Raw genomic sequence first — 16042 nt, forward strand, 5'->3', positions numbered from 1 at the left:
ATGAACAGCACACGCCCGGCACGACTGCGGTTTTTGGGAGCGACGGACACTGTCACGGGGTCCCGCTATCTCGTCGAATCCGGGGACACTCGGATCCTTGTCGACTGTGGCCTCTTCCAAGGCTATAAACGTATCCGGGACCGCAACAGGGTGCCGTTTCCCGTCCCGCCCGGTTCCATCGATGCTGTGCTGCTCACCCACGCGCATCTTGACCACACCGGATATGTTCCGGCACTGGTCCGGGACGGCTTCACGGGGCCGATCTACGCTACCCACGGAACCAGTGAACTGTGCAAGCTGCTGCTACCGGACAGCGGCCATCTTCAGGAAGAGGAAGCGCGTTACGCTGACCACCGGGGCTCCTCGGCGCATGTTCCCGCTCTTCCTGTGTACACCGCGGCAGATGCGGTCAGGTCCTTGAACGCTTTCGAGCCCCGGGACTTCGATACCCCGCTGGATCTTGGAGACGGCATCGTGGCCGCTTTCCTTCCGGCCGGACACATCCTGGGCGCAGCCCAAATCCATTTAGACATAGACGGGCGTTCAATACACTTCACCGGAGACCTGGGCCGTGCCGACGATCCCCTCATGTTCCCGCCGCGGGAACTGGAGGCCACCGACATTCTTGTCACTGAATCTACGTACGGTAACCGGAGCCACCCGGACCAGGACCCGGAGGCCGAGCTCGGAGCGGTCGTGTCCCGCGTTGCCAAACGAGGGGGAGTCGTCATGATTGCCGCGTTCGCCGTCGGCCGCGCAGAAACGCTGATGCTCCACCTCACGAGGCTCCGTCACAAGCACCTTATTCCGGACATTCCGGTCTATCTCAACAGCCCCATGGCCATCGACGCTTCCTACATGTACCGGCAGCATGCGGATGAACACCGACTGCTCGTGGACGAGTTCGAAGACATGTACAAGCTGGCCACCATGACACGCACCGCAGACGATTCCAAGCTTCTCAATCTGAGGGGAGGACCCATGATCATCATCTCCGCCAGCGGCATGCTCACGGGAGGAAGGATCCTTCACCACCTTGAGGCCTATGGTCCGGATCCGAAAAATGCCATCGTCCTCAGCGGCTACCAGGCCGGAGGAACACGCGGTGCCGACCTGGCGGCCGGAGCGAAGGAGCTCAGAATCTACGGCCAGGACGTCCCCATCCAGGCCGAGGTCATACACATTGAAGGATTCTCAGCGCATGCCGACGCCGACGAAATCATCCGTTGGATGCACGCAGCGGACCAGGCACCGCAGATGACCTATATCACCCATGGCGAACCTGCCGCCTCCGATGCTCTGCGGCGTCGCATCAAACGTGAACTGGGCTGGAACGCGAGGGTTCCCGAACATCTCGAAGCAGTCCCGCTCGACAACCCGCTGTAGCACCAATAGTTTCCACCCACGCCGGCAAAGGAGGCCCGTGATGGCTCTCTCTGAATACGAAAAGAAGACCCTGGAACAGCTCGCCCAGGAACTGGAACGCGATGATCCGAAATTCGCGTCCAAGATGAAATCGATGACTGAGCCTGCTGCCGGGAGGCACTTGGCATCAGGCATTTTCACCGCACTCGTCGGATGCCTTGTCCTGCTGACGGGTGTCGCGGCCCGAGCCCCGGTTTTGGGAATCACGGGATTCATTATCATGGGCACCGGAGCGTACGTGGCCTCGAAGTGTATCGGTTCCCCGAGGTTCCGACGGCGTCCGAGTTCTTCTCCGCTGCTTGGACCCGCAGAGCTCGGGTAGTTGAGGTGGAACCGACAGTTGATGTTCGAACCGTATTGATCCCGCCGCGGAGTCGTCGTCGGAGTGGACGGTTCGGAGGAATCAACGCAAGCGGTAGCCTTCGCTGCCGCAGAGGCAGAGGCAGATCGTGAAGGGCAGGAACTGGCCGTGCTGCACGCCTGCCCGATACCAGGTGCCTGGTTGCAAAAGGGGTTGCCCAAGGGCAGTTTCGTCGAGCAGTTCATGGAAGAAGAACAGGTGGTCCTTGCCGAGACAGTTGCCGGCCTGGCGGGAAGGTACCCCGACCTCGTGGTCCACAAAGTCCTGGCCACCGATCCCCCGGCCCAGGCCCTCGCTGAAGCCGCATCGACAGCGAAGCTGCTGGTCCTCGGCAGCCGCGGCAGGGGCGGACTAAAGCGTCTCCTGCTGGGCTCAACCGCCCACGCAGTCCTTGCCCAACTGGCGTGCCCCACCATCATCACCCGGATACGCCGGGTCAAGAACAGCAAATAGCGCGGACGCCGTCGACGCCTGGCGCCCGAAACCGGATTCAGGCCAGATGCACATGTCGGCCAGTCACTACCGCAGCGTGGATCCGGATGAAGTCATTCCTTGGGCCGCCTGCCCAGGGCTCTTCCATGACCTGCCCCCAAAGATAGGTCAGCAGCGCCGGCTCGTCCACGTGTGAGGAAGGACCGCTGACAAGGACCGACCACCCTTCGCTCCGGTCGGGCCGTGCCCCATCAATCTCGAACGATGAACTCAGGCGAGGCACGGCGTCGCCGATGGTCCCGGCAGCGGAGGTGCGGAAGTAGATTGCCCGGCCGTGGACGAGGTAGCTGACGGGCAGGATCATCACTCTGTTCTTGTAGTTGAAGCCGAAGCGGCCTGTGTCCTGAGAGCACAGCAACTCCCAGCACCGCTCCTGGCTAAGCTCCTGCGTGACGTGCCGGGCGCCGTCGAAGCGGCCCGGATCCATCTCGGGAACGGACATTGGTTTCTCCTCGCGCCGATCAGCTCGCTTCCGGAGCATGGACAACAAGGACCGGGCAGTGGGCGTGGGCGACGCAGGCGGAACTCACCGATCCGATCAAGAGCCCGCCAAATCCTCCGTGGCCACGCCTGCCGAGAACGATCAGGTCGGCTTCCCGGCTCGCTTCGATGAGGGATTCCCGTGTGTGACCGCGGACAACGCGTGAGACGACGTTGTCCGGCAAATCCGGACCGAACACCTTCGCCAAGGATTCCTTGAGGACCTGTTTGGCACTTTCTTCGAAGTCGTCGATGCCCATGGCCACGTAGCCGCCATAGACCTGGGGGAACTCCCAGCAGACCGTAGCTATTACCTGCGCTCCCAATGGCACGGCGAGGCTCTGAGCTTGCCTCAGCGCCTCGATGGAGGCTTCCGATCCGTCAACGCCAACAACGATCCTGGCTGTGGATGCTTCCCCGCCCATGACTTTCCTCCCGCGATAAGGTTGAATCCGTACCCCGCTAGCGTGGCCCGGGGCTGTCGCGGCTTGTAGGGCCGAAAGTCACAGCCGGGATCCGCGCCAGCGGGAGGCACGGTCCGGCCCGGCGGCAGGACCGTGTGGCCTACTCCCGCGTAATCGGGATCTTGTGAGCCGAGGAGGGTTGGACCCTCTCCGGAATCGGGGCCCTCACTTCGAGGACGCCGTCCTTGTATGAAGCGGAGACGTCGTCCTTTTGGACCGTATCCGGCACTGGCAGCCTGCGGACGAAGGAACCATAGCGAAATTCCGATCTGTAGCTGCCCTTGTCCCTTTGCTCCTTCTTCTCCTGCCGTTCAGCCCTTATTTCAAGAAACCCGTCCCCAAGCGTGATTTCAACATCCTTCTCCGGATCGATCCCCGGCAGTTCGGCGCGAACCACCAGGGTAGTGCCTTCAACCAACTGTTCGACCCGGATCCCGGATGCTGCCACATCACCTTCGAAAAGCCGTTCGATCATCTCAATGGGTGAACGGCGGTTATCGAACCACCTGATCAAGTCCGTCATGGCTGCCTCCTTGCTTCGATCCGGTCAGGCCGGAATCGGCCTGACTCTTCCAGAATGCGAAGCACGGGGAGTAGATCACAGAGTCTTTGGTCCCTTATGCCCCGCCTCCGGGTTGCGCCGTGGGGCCAGGGAGGCGACGGTCGGATTCGGGACCAGGAATCCTGCGGGTCCGATCACTCGGAGGGTGCGTTGATCACGAACCTTCGGCCGCTCAATTCCGCGGGCGTGACCCGGACCAGATGGTCTTTGGTGCCAGGTTCCCACGGAGACAGTTCCATTGCTGCGGACTCCTGAAGATCGTCGGCCTTCGTGACGATCTCGGCATGGCCTTTGACGATGACGCTCCAAGCGATGGTGCCATAGGTGTTGAAACCGTCGGCCTCCAAGGTGATCGTTTTCCCGGCCAGGACTGCGTCCAGTTTGGTGCCCGGTCCGGTCCGGAATATTACCGTTCCCTCGTCAGGCAGGAAATTGACGGGAAAGATCTCCGCGCTGTCGCCACTGACCACGCCAACCCTGGCGACGGAGGCGGAACGGAGGTATCTCCAGCACTCATGGACACTGAGCACTTCGGTATCGGGCCTCGACTCTGAATTCTCCATGTGGCTGAGCCTACAGATCCGGGCCAAGCGGCAATAGAGGAATGGATCTTTGTGGCGGCACGATTGGCGCCCGTGTCGGGAATGGACACGGGCGCCAACAATGCGCGGGCCTTCGTTAGTCGTTGGTGAGGACGACGCGGAAGCGGGCCTGGCCTGACATCATGCGGTCGAAGCCTTCGGCTGCCTTCTCCAGCGGGTAGGTCTCGATCATCGGGCGAACGCCGGTCAGCGCGGCGAAGCGGAGGGTGTCTTCGGAGTCTTTCGCGGTGCCGGAGGCGTGGCCGGCGACGGAGCTGCTGCCCATGACGAGGTCGGCTGCGCTGACGGCGAGGGGTTCGTGCGGGACCCCGACGACGACGAGCCGGCCCCGGGACGCAAGTCCAGGGATGGTGACCGACATGGCCTGGGCGTCGGTGACGGTGGCCAGGACAACCGTGGCGCCGCCGAGTCGCTTGAGTTCGGCCGCGACGTCGGTGGTGGTGCTGTCGATGTAGTGGTGTGCGCCGAGTTTCTTGGCGAATGATTCCTTTTCGGCGCCGCGGGCGATGGCAATGGTTTCGAAGCCCATCCTGGCGGCGAACTGGACCCCGAGGTGGCCCAGGCCGCCTAGGCCGAGGATGGCGACGCGGTCCCCGGGGCGGGCTCCGCTGTGGCGGAGCCCGTTGAAGGTGGTGACTCCCGCGCACATCAGCGGGGCGGCTTCGGCGAAGCTGAGCGCGTCGGGGACGAGGGCGACGGCGTCGGCGGGGGCGACCAGGTATTCGGCGTAACCGCCGTCAGAGCTCAGGCCGGTGACCTTTCCGACCGTGCATGCGATGAAGTCCCCGCGCTGGCAGGATTCGCATTCGAAGCATGCCCCGCCGAACCAGCCAACGCCCACGCGCTGGCCTTCAGTCCAGCGGGTGACGCCTTCGCCTACGGACTCCACGGTTCCGGCGACTTCGTGGCCTGGGGTGCGGGGGTAGGAGGAGGACATGCCCGCGGCCGCCATGGAGTCGCTGTGGCAGATGCCATTGGCAGCGACCTTGATCAGGACATGCCCGCGCGGGACCTCGGGAACATCGAGTTCGACCGTCTCAAGGGAGGTTCCGGGGTTGGCGAATTGAACAGCTTTCATGGCGAGATGCCTTTCGTGAGTAGGTTTATGGATTCGCGGCCGTGCCGGATCGACGATCGAGCCGGTCCGGCACGGCCAGGTCTGGAGGATCTAGCGGACGATCTTGAAGTTGAAGTCCGGTGTCCCGAGGGCGCCCCAGAGGCGGAGCCAGACGGGCAGGAGCATTTCGGTGCCGCGGGCGGTGGTGATGTCGCCGAGGTCAATGACGTCCTGGTGGCCGAAGCTCTTCAGGAGCCCGGTGACGGTGTCCTTGGCGTCGGCGTCGTTCCCGGAGACGAAGACCGTGCTGGCCTCGGCCAACCGGTCCGGGTGGGTCATGAGGGCTGTGTTCATGGTGTTGAGGGCCTTGACCACCCGCGCGGCGGGAAAGGTGCGCTGGATCTGCTCGCCGAGGGAATCGGTGTCTTTCACGAACAGGGTAGGGGGCATGCCGTTGCTGAAATCGAGGGGATTGGCGATGTCCAGGATGATCTTGCCGTCGAGGTTTCCGGCCCCGGCCTGGGCCAGGACGTCCAGGGAAGCGCCGCCGTTCGTGGCGTTGACGATGATCTCGGCGCCGACGGCGGCATCGGCGAAGGCTGCCAGGGTGATACCGGGGTTTTCCGCGGCCCAGGCCCCGAACGGTGCGGTGCCCATTGCGTCGGGCTCGGTGCGGGCCAAGGTGGCCTCGGGGTCACGGGTGCCGATAGTGACGGCATGGCCAAGTTCAGCGAGGCGGGCTGCGATGGTGCGGCCTACGGTGCCGGTTCCGAGGATGGCGGTCTTCATGGATGGATCTCCTTGTTCAGTGCGGATGGTCAAGTACGGATTGGGGTACAGGAACCGACTGCGGGATGTGACTGCAGGAATGGTCAGCGGGTGAGGATTTTGAATCCGAGGTTGCGGCCGAACCCGGCTTCGAAGGCAAGGGTGAACCAGAGGGTGACGAAGTCGTCGACGATTTTCGCTTTGTCGTTGTCCCCGACCCGGATCGGGCGCAGCCCGGTGGCCGCGATGAGGGCTTCGGCGACGGCTTGGGAGGGGCCCGCGGGCCCGCTGTAGAGGAGGTCGCCCGTTTCTTCACCGTAGCAAGGATCCTCGAAATTTTCCCAACCCAGGCTGTTGAACGCTCGGTACGCCGGGGCGGTGGGGGCGTGTTCGGCGATCAAATCAAGGCTGTTCATGGTCGGGGCGCCGATGTTGTTGGTGGCGTCGATAACCACCTTGTCCGCCAGTTGCCGGCCGTAGGCGGGGATGGCTTCGACCATGGCGGCGCCGTTGATCGCCCACACGACGGCCTCGGAGGAGTCGATGGCTTCCTCAATACTCGTAACGCGGGCTCCCGTGTGGCGGGCGTCCTCCAGGCCGTCCCGGCCCGGGTTGCGAGTACCGATGGTGGCCGTGTGGCCTGCTTCGGCGAATCGGGCGGCGAGTGTCCTGCCGATAATTCCGTTGCCGATGACCGCTACGCGAATGCCGTTCATCTCGGATTCCTCCTTGTTCCGCTGAGTAAGCAGGGCGTCGGTCCGATGTGATGGATCGTTCTCAAACAGTTTGTGACGGAACGATCCGTCTGTCAAACTGGATGCAAGGCAACAGTGGACGAAGGTTCAGGGGGAGTGTGGCTTCCGTGGCACGCAGGAGTGGCGCGCTGCCGGGAACCCGGCTCGGGGCTCGCTCCGACCGCCCGGCTTTTCCCCAGCTCAGAGTCCCTCCGGAAATTTCCCGAGCACTTTAGCGAGTTTCCTCGCGGTGCCTCTTTCCAGTTCGCGGCGGCGTCGCTATCGTCAAAGGATCATGACTGTATGCGACCCTCCGAGGGAGTGGTTTGTATGGCAAGTGAGGTTGTCGTCAGGCCCGGCGAGGGGCGGTTGCATGCCCTGAAAAGGGTGGTCGGGTTCTGGGGATTGCTGTTTGTTTCCCTCGGTTCGATCATTGGGTCGGGCTGGTTGCTGGGTGCCCTCGGTGCGGCGCAGACTGCAGGTCCGGCGTCGATCATTTCCTGGTTGCTCGCGGCGGTCCTGCTGGTGGTTCTGGCCCTCATTCATGCCGATCTGGGGGCGGCCTATCCGGTGGCCGGTGGCACGGCGCGGTACCCGCACTACGCATTCGGTGCCCTTGCCGGATTCACCGCGGGGTGGGCCGGATACCTTCAGGCGGTCACGATCGCTCCCATCGAGGTAGAGGGGAGCATCACCTATCTTGCCAGCGCACCGTGGGCTTCGGGCATCAAAATGGTGAACCCTGACTCCACACTGACTCCCATCGGGTTGCTCATCGCAGTTCTCTCGCTGGCACTCTTCACGGTAGTCAATCTCTTGGGCGCGAAGTGGCTCTCGGACAGCAACATCATTCTGGTGATCTGGAAGACGGCGGTTCCGGTCCTCACGATAGTTGTGCTCATCATCCTGACCTTCCACCCGGGGAACTTCAGCCAGGGGGCGGGTGGCTTCGCGCCGAACGGCATTCACGGGATTTTCGCCGCACTTCCGCTCGGGGTGGTGTTTGCGCTTCAGGGGTTCGAACAGGCCGCCCAGATGGCAGGCGAAGCCCGCAACCCCAAGAAGGATGTTGCGCGGGCGATCATCATCGCGATGTTCGTCGGCGCGGCGATCTACATCCTTCTGGAGGTGGCGTTCATCGGGGCCCTCAACCCTGGTGACATCGCTCATGATTGGAAGAACCCGGTGGGAGCCGGTTCATTCGGTCCTTACTACGAGCTGGCCATTGCCGCAGGAGCGGGATGGCTGGCCACCGTTCTTCTGATCGACGCTGTCATCTCTCCAGCCGGCACAGGCTTGGTCTACGTCGGAACCTCCGCACGGATTTCCTACGCGCTCGGCGAGGACGACGCCTTGCCTGGCTCGCTCACCAAGGTCAGCAAGCGGGGCGTTCCGTTCGGATCCATCCTGCTGTCCTTCGTGGTGGGAATGATCGCCCTGTTGCCGTTCCCCAGTTGGCAGTCCCTGGTCGGGCTGGTCACCGATGCTACGGCCATCATGTACGCGTTCGCTCCGGTTTCCCTGGGTGCGCTTGTCCGCCAGCACTCCGGGCGCGAACACCCGTACCGGGTTCCATGGCCGTCGATACTGACTCCGTTTGGGTTCGTGGCCGCCAACCTGATCATTTATTGGTCCGGGTTCGAGGCGATATGGAAGCTGCTGACAGCGATTCTCCTGGGCCGCATCATTTTCGAAATTGCGCTCCGCCGCTCCAAGTCCCTGCAGCAACGCCGCGACATCGACTGGCGTGCCGCATCCTGGATCTGGCCGTGGCTGATCGGCATCCTTGTGATCGGGCTCCTGGGCCGCTACGGAAGTGGATCCCTCAACGTCCTGCCTGAGTGGATCGACATTCTCTTCGTGGTTGTCTTCAGCCTCATCATGTTCTACTACGCGGTCAGCCTCGCGATGAAGCCCGACGATATTGCGGCCGCAGTGGAGGAAGACGAATTTGAATTCGGATCCATCGACCTTCCGCTCACGCCCAAGGTGACGGGAACATCGAACCCCTCAGATAAGGGGTGATTCGCCCCGGTTCTGTCGTCAAGCGCTTGGTCGCGGCCGTCACCCGGAGGGGTTCACTCAAGAATCGGACACGTCGATCAGGATCTTTCCGACGGAGCCTTGCTCGACGGCGTCGTGGGCTGCCGCGGTTTCCTCAAGCGGAAAGCGGACTAACGGGAGCCCGTGTTCGTTGCCGACACGTAATGCCCCTGCGGTTAGTGCATCGGTGACGGCCGCAACGGCCGCCTTCTTTTGCTGATCGGCAACGGTGTACGTGAGGACGAACTGGTATTGAACGTTTTTGGCCATACTCTCGCGAATGGGAATGGCCAAGGATTCACCGGGTGCAGCAGCATAAATGGAAATGGTTCCCCCGGGCTTCAGCACCTCGAGGTCAGTGCCGATGTTCGCCGGAGCATTGACGTCGACGATCGTATCAACGCCTCCGGGGGCTGCTTGATACACGGTCTGCGCGACGTCGGCAGTGCGATAGTTGATCACACAGTGCGCACCCGCCTGACGGGCAAGTTCACCTTTCTCCTCCCCGCTCACGGTCGTGATAACCGTCGCCCCCGCCCAGCGGGCGAGCTGAATGGCCGCGTGCCCGACGGCGCCCGCGCCTCCCGTGACAAGCACCACGCTCCCTTCCAAAGATCCAGGGGAGAGCCTGGCCGGTCCGTTTTGATTGGCTGTCAGCGCACGGTGTGCGGTCAACGCCGGGATTCCCAGGGATGCGCCAGTATCGAAGGATTCCGTGTCCGGAAGTGTGACGGCCTGCGCCGCCGGCACCACCACATATTCCTGGGCTGTGCCCTCATTGCCGCCCCACGCAACGTCCCAGAGCCACACGCGATCTCCGATGGACAATCCCGTTACTCCGGGCCCGAGCTCGTCGATCACGCCGGCGCCATCCTGGTTGGGCACCTTTGGTTCCTTCAACTTGTTTCCGGTCCCGCTGCCGGCCCGGGACTTCCAGTCTGTGGGATTGACTCCGGACACCACCACCCGGACCCTGACCTGGCCCGGTCCCGGTGAGGTCAGTGGCTTGTCTTGCAGAGCCAGGACCGACGACGGCCCGGTCCTTTCGTACACGATGGCTTTCACCGTTGCTCCTAGTCTTTCGGACCTATTTGGTCTCCTTCCGCCATTATTCTCCGGATTCCGGCTCGCGGTGAGCGCTTTTGCAGCACTAGCGCGCTGAAGCGTGCGGTGCCTCGACCGGGGTGTCGGGGCACAGACCCCATTCGGCCCATGATCCGTCGTAAACCCGGACACCGTGGTGTCCGAGAATTTCGGTGAGAACGTACCAAGCGGTGGCCGCGCGGCCCCCGACGGTGCAGTAAGTGATCAGCTCGTCTTGGTCGTTGAGCTCGGACACGCGCATCGCCTGACGCAGTTCGTCAATCGGGAGGAAGGCGCCGTTCTGGTCGTAGAGATCACCGAACGGCCGGTGGACGGCCGTTGGGACGTGGCCGGCGCGCCCTCCCGGCTCCATTCCGCCGGAGGGCCAGAACCGTTCGCCGACGAATTCGGCCTCGGAACGGACATCCAGAATCGCCGTTCCAGGGCGGCCGATGGCCTGCCGCACGGCGCGCATGTCCACGAACAGCCGCTGGTCCCGTTCGGCGAGCCGGTACGGAGCCTCTGCCACAGGGATCGAGGACGTGCCGTAGGGATGTCCTTGGGCGCGCCAGGCGTCGCGGGAGCAGTTCAGGATGCCGACGTCGGCGTGCCCGTACGACTTGAGCAACCAGTAGCCGAGCGCCGGAGCGTAGCCGTAGCATACGACCGTCGACGCCGGCCCGATGCCGGAGCGGACCAACAGCCGTTCGAACGCGTCCCCGTCGATCGGGCGGTACCGTTCGTCTTTCAGGTCGGCGTAGATGTTCCACAGGACGGCGCCGTCGATGTGCCATTGGTCGTAGGCGGTCGCGGAAACATCAACCTCGACGACGCGGACCGCAGGATCGTAGAGGTGATTTGCCAGCCAGATGGGTTCGATGAGCATGTCCACATTCTGCGCGCTTGTCATTGGCCCAATATTGGCTCAAAGTTGGCGCTACATTGGCGTCGGGCGTCCGCCTACTCCACTTGGATCCACCCGAGCAGATCCTCGCGGCTGACGGCTTGGAGGAGGGCCGGGTGGTCCCTGGCCAGGTGGCCGCGGATCGCTCCGATCACTTCCTCATCCGTATCGCCGCGGACGACGAACCCACATTCGCATCGGATGAGCTTCGCCATGACGACCTCCCAAACATTGCCGGGCCCTCTCCGGAGCGACGAGGGCGCATGAGATCATGGTGTCATGAGCGTGCAGTCAACGCTGCGTCTCCAGATCTGCGGGCCACTGGTCATAGAGCGGGACGGTGTCAGGCTTGATCACGGCCTGCCGGGTCGTCAAGGGCGCCTGATGTTCACCTATCTTGTCGTCAACCGGCACCGGCAGGTGCCCCGCGAGGAACTCGCCGAGGCGCTGTGGAACTCTCCCGATTCAGCCGGGATCGACGCGCGCCTGAATCCGTTGCTCTCAAAGATTCGCCATGTCTTCGGTCCGGAGACAGTGGATGGGCGCGTCACTGTACAACTGCATCTCCCGGACGCATGGATTGACCTCGAAGCTGCGGTGGACGCCATCCACCGGGCAGAGTCTGCGGTGGCCCAGCAGGATTGGGCCCGGGCTTGGGGACCGGTTCTGCTGGCCCTGTTCGTCTCCGAACGTGGATTCCTGCCGGGGGAGGACGCGGATTGGATCGATCAGACCCGGAACCAACTCGTCGAGATCCGGCTGCGGGCCCTGGAATGCTACGCCGCCGCCGAGCTCGGCCTCGGCGGCGCGGAACTTGCCGGAGCGCTCCGTGCCGGCCGCCGGCTGATCGCCTTGGATCCTTTGCGCGAAAGCGGGCATCGCTTCCTGATGAAGGCTCTTGCCGCCCAGGACAATCTGGCCGAGGCGCTGGCCGTGTACGGCCGGCTGTCCGATCTTCTTCGCGACCAGCTAGGTGTCTCGCCCGGCCCGGGTACCCGTGCGCTTTACCAGCAGCTCCTCGAGCGGACCTGATCCTTGACGAAGCGCGGGGTCCGCATCCCGTTCCACTAAGCTCAGGTCGTGGCCCAAATATTTGATTCCATAGATGAGAAGCTGAAGGCGTGGATCGAGGAACAGCCCATGTGGTTTGTCGCAACCGCGCCCCTCGGAGCAGACGGGCATGTGAATATGTCCCCCCGCGGCCACGACTCGTTCTCAGTCCTGGATTCCCATCGCGTCACTTGGGTCGACTACACCGGCAGCGGCGTCGAGACCATCGCGCACATCCGGGAGAACGGCCGCGTGTGCCTCATGTTCAATTCGTTTGGCCCCCGGCCCCGAATCGTTCGCCTGCACGGCCGCGGCTCAGTGTTCCTTCCGGGAGATGCTGTATTCGAAGAGGTGGTGGCACTCCATCCGCACCACCCGAGCGCCAGGGCGGTCATCTCTGTGGATGTCACACGCGTCAGCGACTCATGCGGATGGGGCGTTCCCGTCATGGAGATGACCGGAGAGCGCGACCTTCTCCGTCTCCAGGCAGAGAAAAAGGGCGTGGAGGGCATGTCTGCCTACCGCGCCGAAAGGAACGCTCGGAGCATCGACGGTCTGCCTGGATTCCCTCTCTCTGATGGACCGTAGGTTCACCCGCACGGGCTGGCGCCCCTCCGGCCGTGGCAGCCACCACCTACCCGGCTCCGGGCAATGGGTACGGAACCGTTTCCGACGGCACCGTAGCCCGCGGCGAATCCATTACTTTCTCCGGAAGCGGCTACATCGCCGGCGAAACCATCAACATCACCTTCCAGCGGACCGGCGGCAAGAAGGCTTCGGATGGAGGGTGGCCCGCTCCGCCGAGCTTCAGCGTCAATGCCGACGGCACGGGCGCGTTCTCCACCACCATTACCTTCCCGGACGGCGGCAACGGCAAGGGCAATTCCGGTCTGGCTGCAACACGTTTCAGGGGGCAGGCGGCGGGGCGGATCGCCGGATCGGGTTTGTTGATGCAAGGATCGGTTATGCCTCACCGCCTCATGCTCCTCGATACGGCCTCTCTGTACTTTCGGGCCTTCTTCGGCGTACCCGATTCGATCCGCCGGGCCGACGGTACGCCGGTGAACGCCGTTCGCGGCCTGCTCGACATGATCGCGAGGCTTACCACCGATTATGGGGCGACGCATCTGGTGGCGTGCTGGGACGATGACTGGCGTCCGCAGTGGCGGGTGGACCTCATCCCGACGTACAAGTCGCATCGTGTCGCGGAGGCGGTAGAGGGCGCTCCCGACGTCGAAGTGGTGCCGGACGCGCTGCAGGTGCAGGTTCCGATGATCCGGCGGGTGCTCGGCCTCGCGGGCATCGCCGTCGTCGGGGCCGCGGGACATGAAGCCGACGACGTCATCGGCTCCTATGCGAGCCACGCGAAGCTTCCTGTCGACGTCGTGACGGGAGACCGCGATCTGTTCCAAGTGGTCGACGACGCCGGCGAGGTGCGCGTCATCTACACGGCGAGAGGCATGAAGAACCTCGAGATCGTGACCGACGCCGTCGTCGTCGGCAAATATCGCGTGCTGCCCGAGCAGTACGCCGATTTCGCGACGCTGCGCGGCGACGCCTCCGATGGGCTGCCGGGCGTGGCCGGGATTGGCGAAAAGACAGCGGCGTCGTTGCTGGCGGCATACGGCACGCTCGACGCGTTGCTCGCTGCAGCGGCGGATCCCGGCAGCGGATTGGCGGCGTCGGTGCGGTCCAAACTCGCCGCGTCCGCAGACTATCTGGCGGTCGCGCCCGTTGTTGTGAACGTCGTGCGCGACCTCGCACTGCCCACCCTTGAGGAGGCGGGAGCGCGGTTGCGCCCGGTCGACGACGACTCGCGCCGCGAACTTGAGCGTCTGGCTACGGACTGGAACCTCGGCGGCTCGATGAAGCGATTGCTCGACGCTCTCGAACGATGCCTGTGAGCGGGGGAGGGGCTTGAGGACAAACGCGCGGGAAAGCTACGCTGGCGGGGTTGGCGAAAGCTCGGCCCCCGGCGTCGTTTCAAGGGAAGCCGGGAAGCCGGATTACTTTTTGGGAGTTGCCGAAGAGATCGGCGGCTGCCCGGGGGAGGACGTGAGCGTGGTACCGGAAACAGCGGACGGTGAAAAGTCCAGTGTCGTCTTGAGGGCCGACGGACTTCTCCACTTGCGTTGGGCGCCCGGGGTCGCCATCCAGGTTGACGACGCCCGCGAAGCCATGGCGAAAGTCAATGAGCTATGCCAGCAGGAGCAGCATCCAATGCTTGTCGACATGGCAGCAGTCGCTTCCGTAAGCCGGGAGGCCAGGGGCGTGTGGTCTATTCCCTGCGGCGCGTCGCGCATAGCTTTGTTGGGCACGTCGCCCGTCGACCGGGTCCTCGCGAACTTCTTCCTCGGAGTGCACGTCCCGCCTTGCCCGACTCGTTTCTTCACGTCGCGCAGTGAGGCCATGGACTGGCTTGATGCGGGTGCGTGAGCCGCGGATGTGCTTCCGGCTTCTGCACGCTGGGATCGCATGAGCTCGAAAAAGAGCGTTGAGGACCCGCGCCTGCAGCTGCTGGTTGATGGCGTTGTCCGATTGGCCGCGGGTGACCTGGAAGCACGCATTGAACCTTCGTCGCATCGTGACGACATTGATGCTGTCATCACCGGCGTCAACCTGCTTGCGGAGGAACTGGGCCACATCCATGCGGATCTGGAACAGCGCGTGGCCGCCCGCACAGCCATGTTGCGGCGAACGCAGGTCGAGCTGGAGCAGATGGCCAAGACGGATGCCCTCACCGGTCTTGCAAACAGGACGCTGCTCACCGAGCGGATCCAGGAAGCGGTCAGGTCCAGCGCGAACGGCGGAAAAGCTCCGGCCGTGTTGCTCCTGGATCTGGACTCCTTCAAAGCCATCAACGACATCCTGGGCCACAGCGCCGGTGACGCCGTGTTGGTGGAAGTTGCCAAGCGCCTCCGCTCCGCCGTCAGGGCTACGGACACGGTGGCCCGCCTGGGCGGGGATGAGTTTGCCATCCTCATTGCCGCGGCCACGGAAGCGGAGATTCTTCGAATTGCGCACCGCGCATCGGAGTACCTGCAGGACAGCATGTGCATCGGGATGGAAACGGTGTGGGCGATGGCAAGCATCGGCGTGTGCATCGGTACGCCGGGGTGTCGGGCTGAGGAGCTGATGCGCGATGCCGATATTGCGATGTATCAGGCCAAGGCGCGGGGCCGCAACAATGTCCAGCTCTTCCACCCGGACATGCTCGACGCCGTTCAGGAACGGTCGCGAATAACCGCCGAACTACGCACCGCCGTTGCCGGAGGGGAGCTGGCGCTGCTGTATCAACCGGTGGTCGAATTGGCCTCCGGCCGCGTCATCGGCGTCGAAGCCCTCGTCCGATGGCACCACCCTGTCCGCGGAACCATCATGCCGGGCAGCTTCATTGGCATCGCAGAAGAAACCGGCTTGATCTTTGAGCTGGGACGGTGGGTGCTGCATGAAGGTATTGCCCAAATGGTGCGCTGGAGCCAAACAGATCCGGACCTGCCAGACTATTGCCTGCACATCAATCTTTCTGCCGCTGAATTGCTTCGGACAGACCTGCTGGACGACATCAGGGACACGCTGGCACGGTACGCCGTGGAGCCGCGGCGTTTGGTCTTGGAGATCACCGAGACCGTGCTGATGGCCCGTGAGACCGGACAAGAACAGGTCCTCAGCGGACTCCGGGAGCTGGGTGTGGGGCTGCAAATTGACGACTTCGGCACGGGCTATTCGTCCATCAGCTACCTCAGGTCGCTTCCGGCGGACACTGTGAAGGTTGATCAGTCCCTCATCAAGGGCATGGAGTCGGATCCACGGCAGCAAAAGTTCGTCTCTGCGATTCTGCAGCTGATTTTCGCTGCGGGGCTCAATGCCACCGTGGAAGGCATCGAAACCGCCGAGCAGGCGGCGCAGCTGGGGGCCATGGGTTGCCTCTATGGGCAGGGGTACTTCTACGGATATCCGGTGCCTCCCGTGGAAATACCGGATCAGCTCCGCCGGCCCGCACGGCGTCTGTAGAGT

The 16042-nt window shown here is 63.5% G+C and carries 19 protein-coding genes; 9 read left to right on the forward strand and 10 right to left on the reverse strand.

Annotated features, from left to right (window positions below):
- From OIT41_RS09360 to OIT41_RS09370, 3 genes are all read left to right on the forward strand, one after another.
- The gene (locus OIT41_RS09360; protein ID WP_241708416.1) at positions 1-1386 is read left to right on the forward strand and encodes an MBL fold metallo-hydrolase RNA specificity domain-containing protein; all 1386 of its coding nucleotides are present in this window, start codon (positions 1-3) and stop codon (positions 1384-1386) included.
- 40 nt (positions 1387-1426) lie between these two features.
- Positions 1427-1747, forward strand: a complete 321-nt coding sequence (locus OIT41_RS09365) for a DUF3040 domain-containing protein (protein WP_241708417.1) — start codon at positions 1427-1429, stop codon at positions 1745-1747.
- A gap of 63 nt (positions 1748-1810) precedes the next feature.
- Complete coding sequence (locus OIT41_RS09370; RefSeq protein WP_319801847.1) at positions 1811-2239, forward strand: universal stress protein; 429 nt, start codon at positions 1811-1813, stop codon at positions 2237-2239.
- Between the two features lie 37 nt (positions 2240-2276).
- Here the strand turns inward: OIT41_RS09370 and OIT41_RS09375 are convergent, their stop codons facing one another.
- The 7 genes from OIT41_RS09375 to OIT41_RS09405 form a co-directional block, all read right to left on the reverse strand.
- Positions 2277-2720 carry a pyridoxamine 5'-phosphate oxidase family protein gene (locus tag OIT41_RS09375; protein ID WP_264637858.1) on the reverse strand — a complete coding sequence of 148 codons (444 nt, stop codon included), beginning with the start codon at positions 2718-2720 and terminating at the stop codon, positions 2277-2279.
- A 19-nt stretch (positions 2721-2739) separates the two neighbouring features.
- On the reverse strand, positions 2740-3183 hold the full coding sequence (locus OIT41_RS09380; protein ID WP_241708419.1) for a universal stress protein: 444 nt from the start codon (positions 3181-3183) through the stop codon (positions 2740-2742).
- 139 nt (positions 3184-3322) lie between these two features.
- Positions 3323-3745 (reverse strand): Hsp20/alpha crystallin family protein, encoded by a 423-nt coding sequence (locus OIT41_RS09385; RefSeq protein ID WP_241708420.1) that lies wholly within the window; start codon positions 3743-3745, stop codon positions 3323-3325.
- Between the two features lie 173 nt (positions 3746-3918).
- The gene (locus OIT41_RS09390) at positions 3919-4347 is read right to left on the reverse strand and encodes a pyridoxamine 5'-phosphate oxidase family protein (RefSeq protein ID WP_241708421.1); all 429 of its coding nucleotides are present in this window, start codon (positions 4345-4347) and stop codon (positions 3919-3921) included.
- 115 nt (positions 4348-4462) lie between these two features.
- Positions 4463-5464, reverse strand: coding sequence for an alcohol dehydrogenase (locus OIT41_RS09395; protein ID WP_241708422.1), 1002 nt, complete (start codon positions 5462-5464; stop codon positions 4463-4465).
- A 90-nt stretch (positions 5465-5554) separates the two neighbouring features.
- Positions 5555-6232 carry an NADPH-dependent F420 reductase gene (locus OIT41_RS09400; protein WP_241708423.1) on the reverse strand — a complete coding sequence of 226 codons (678 nt, stop codon included), beginning with the start codon at positions 6230-6232 and terminating at the stop codon, positions 5555-5557.
- An 83-nt stretch (positions 6233-6315) separates the two neighbouring features.
- On the reverse strand, positions 6316-6927 hold the full coding sequence (locus OIT41_RS09405) for an NADPH-dependent F420 reductase (protein WP_241708424.1): 612 nt from the start codon (positions 6925-6927) through the stop codon (positions 6316-6318).
- A 348-nt stretch (positions 6928-7275) separates the two neighbouring features.
- Between OIT41_RS09405 and OIT41_RS09410 the strand changes: the two genes are divergently transcribed.
- Entirely contained in the window at positions 7276-8970 is a 1695-nt protein-coding gene (locus OIT41_RS09410; RefSeq protein WP_241708425.1) for an APC family permease, read from the forward strand.
- Positions 8971-9027: 57 nt separating this feature from the next.
- Here the strand turns inward: OIT41_RS09410 and OIT41_RS09415 are convergent, their stop codons facing one another.
- The 3 genes from OIT41_RS09415 to OIT41_RS09425 all read right to left on the reverse strand — a co-directional run bounded on the left by OIT41_RS09415 (position 9028) and on the right by OIT41_RS09425 (position 11190).
- Positions 9028-10053, reverse strand: a complete 1026-nt coding sequence (locus tag OIT41_RS09415) for an NADPH:quinone reductase (RefSeq protein ID WP_241708426.1) — start codon at positions 10051-10053, stop codon at positions 9028-9030.
- A gap of 85 nt (positions 10054-10138) precedes the next feature.
- On the reverse strand, positions 10139-10981 hold the full coding sequence (locus OIT41_RS09420; protein ID WP_241708427.1) for a sulfurtransferase: 843 nt from the start codon (positions 10979-10981) through the stop codon (positions 10139-10141).
- A gap of 50 nt (positions 10982-11031) precedes the next feature.
- Positions 11032-11190, reverse strand: coding sequence for a DUF1059 domain-containing protein (locus OIT41_RS09425; RefSeq protein WP_241708428.1), 159 nt, complete (start codon positions 11188-11190; stop codon positions 11032-11034).
- A 64-nt stretch (positions 11191-11254) separates the two neighbouring features.
- Between OIT41_RS09425 and OIT41_RS09430 the strand changes: the two genes are divergently transcribed.
- The 5 genes from OIT41_RS09430 (at position 11255) to OIT41_RS09450 (ending at position 16039) form a co-directional block, all read left to right on the forward strand.
- Entirely contained in the window at positions 11255-12007 is a 753-nt protein-coding gene (locus OIT41_RS09430; RefSeq protein WP_241708429.1) for an AfsR/SARP family transcriptional regulator, read from the forward strand.
- A 48-nt stretch (positions 12008-12055) separates the two neighbouring features.
- Positions 12056-12613, forward strand: a complete 558-nt coding sequence (locus OIT41_RS09435; protein ID WP_264637859.1) for a pyridoxamine 5'-phosphate oxidase family protein — start codon at positions 12056-12058, stop codon at positions 12611-12613.
- A gap of 377 nt (positions 12614-12990) precedes the next feature.
- Entirely contained in the window at positions 12991-13929 is a 939-nt protein-coding gene (locus OIT41_RS09440; RefSeq protein WP_264637949.1) for a 5'-3' exonuclease, read from the forward strand.
- Positions 13930-13942: 13 nt separating this feature from the next.
- Positions 13943-14461, forward strand: coding sequence for an STAS/SEC14 domain-containing protein (locus tag OIT41_RS09445; RefSeq protein WP_319801848.1), 519 nt, complete (start codon positions 13943-13945; stop codon positions 14459-14461).
- A 39-nt stretch (positions 14462-14500) separates the two neighbouring features.
- Positions 14501-16039, forward strand: coding sequence for a putative bifunctional diguanylate cyclase/phosphodiesterase (locus OIT41_RS09450; protein ID WP_241708431.1), 1539 nt, complete (start codon positions 14501-14503; stop codon positions 16037-16039).
- Positions 16040-16042: the final 3 nt, after the last annotated feature.

The sequence above is a fragment of the Arthrobacter sp. YA7-1 genome (genome assembly GCF_025960325.1).
Classification (GTDB): domain Bacteria; phylum Actinomycetota; class Actinomycetes; order Actinomycetales; family Micrococcaceae; genus Arthrobacter; species Arthrobacter bambusae_A.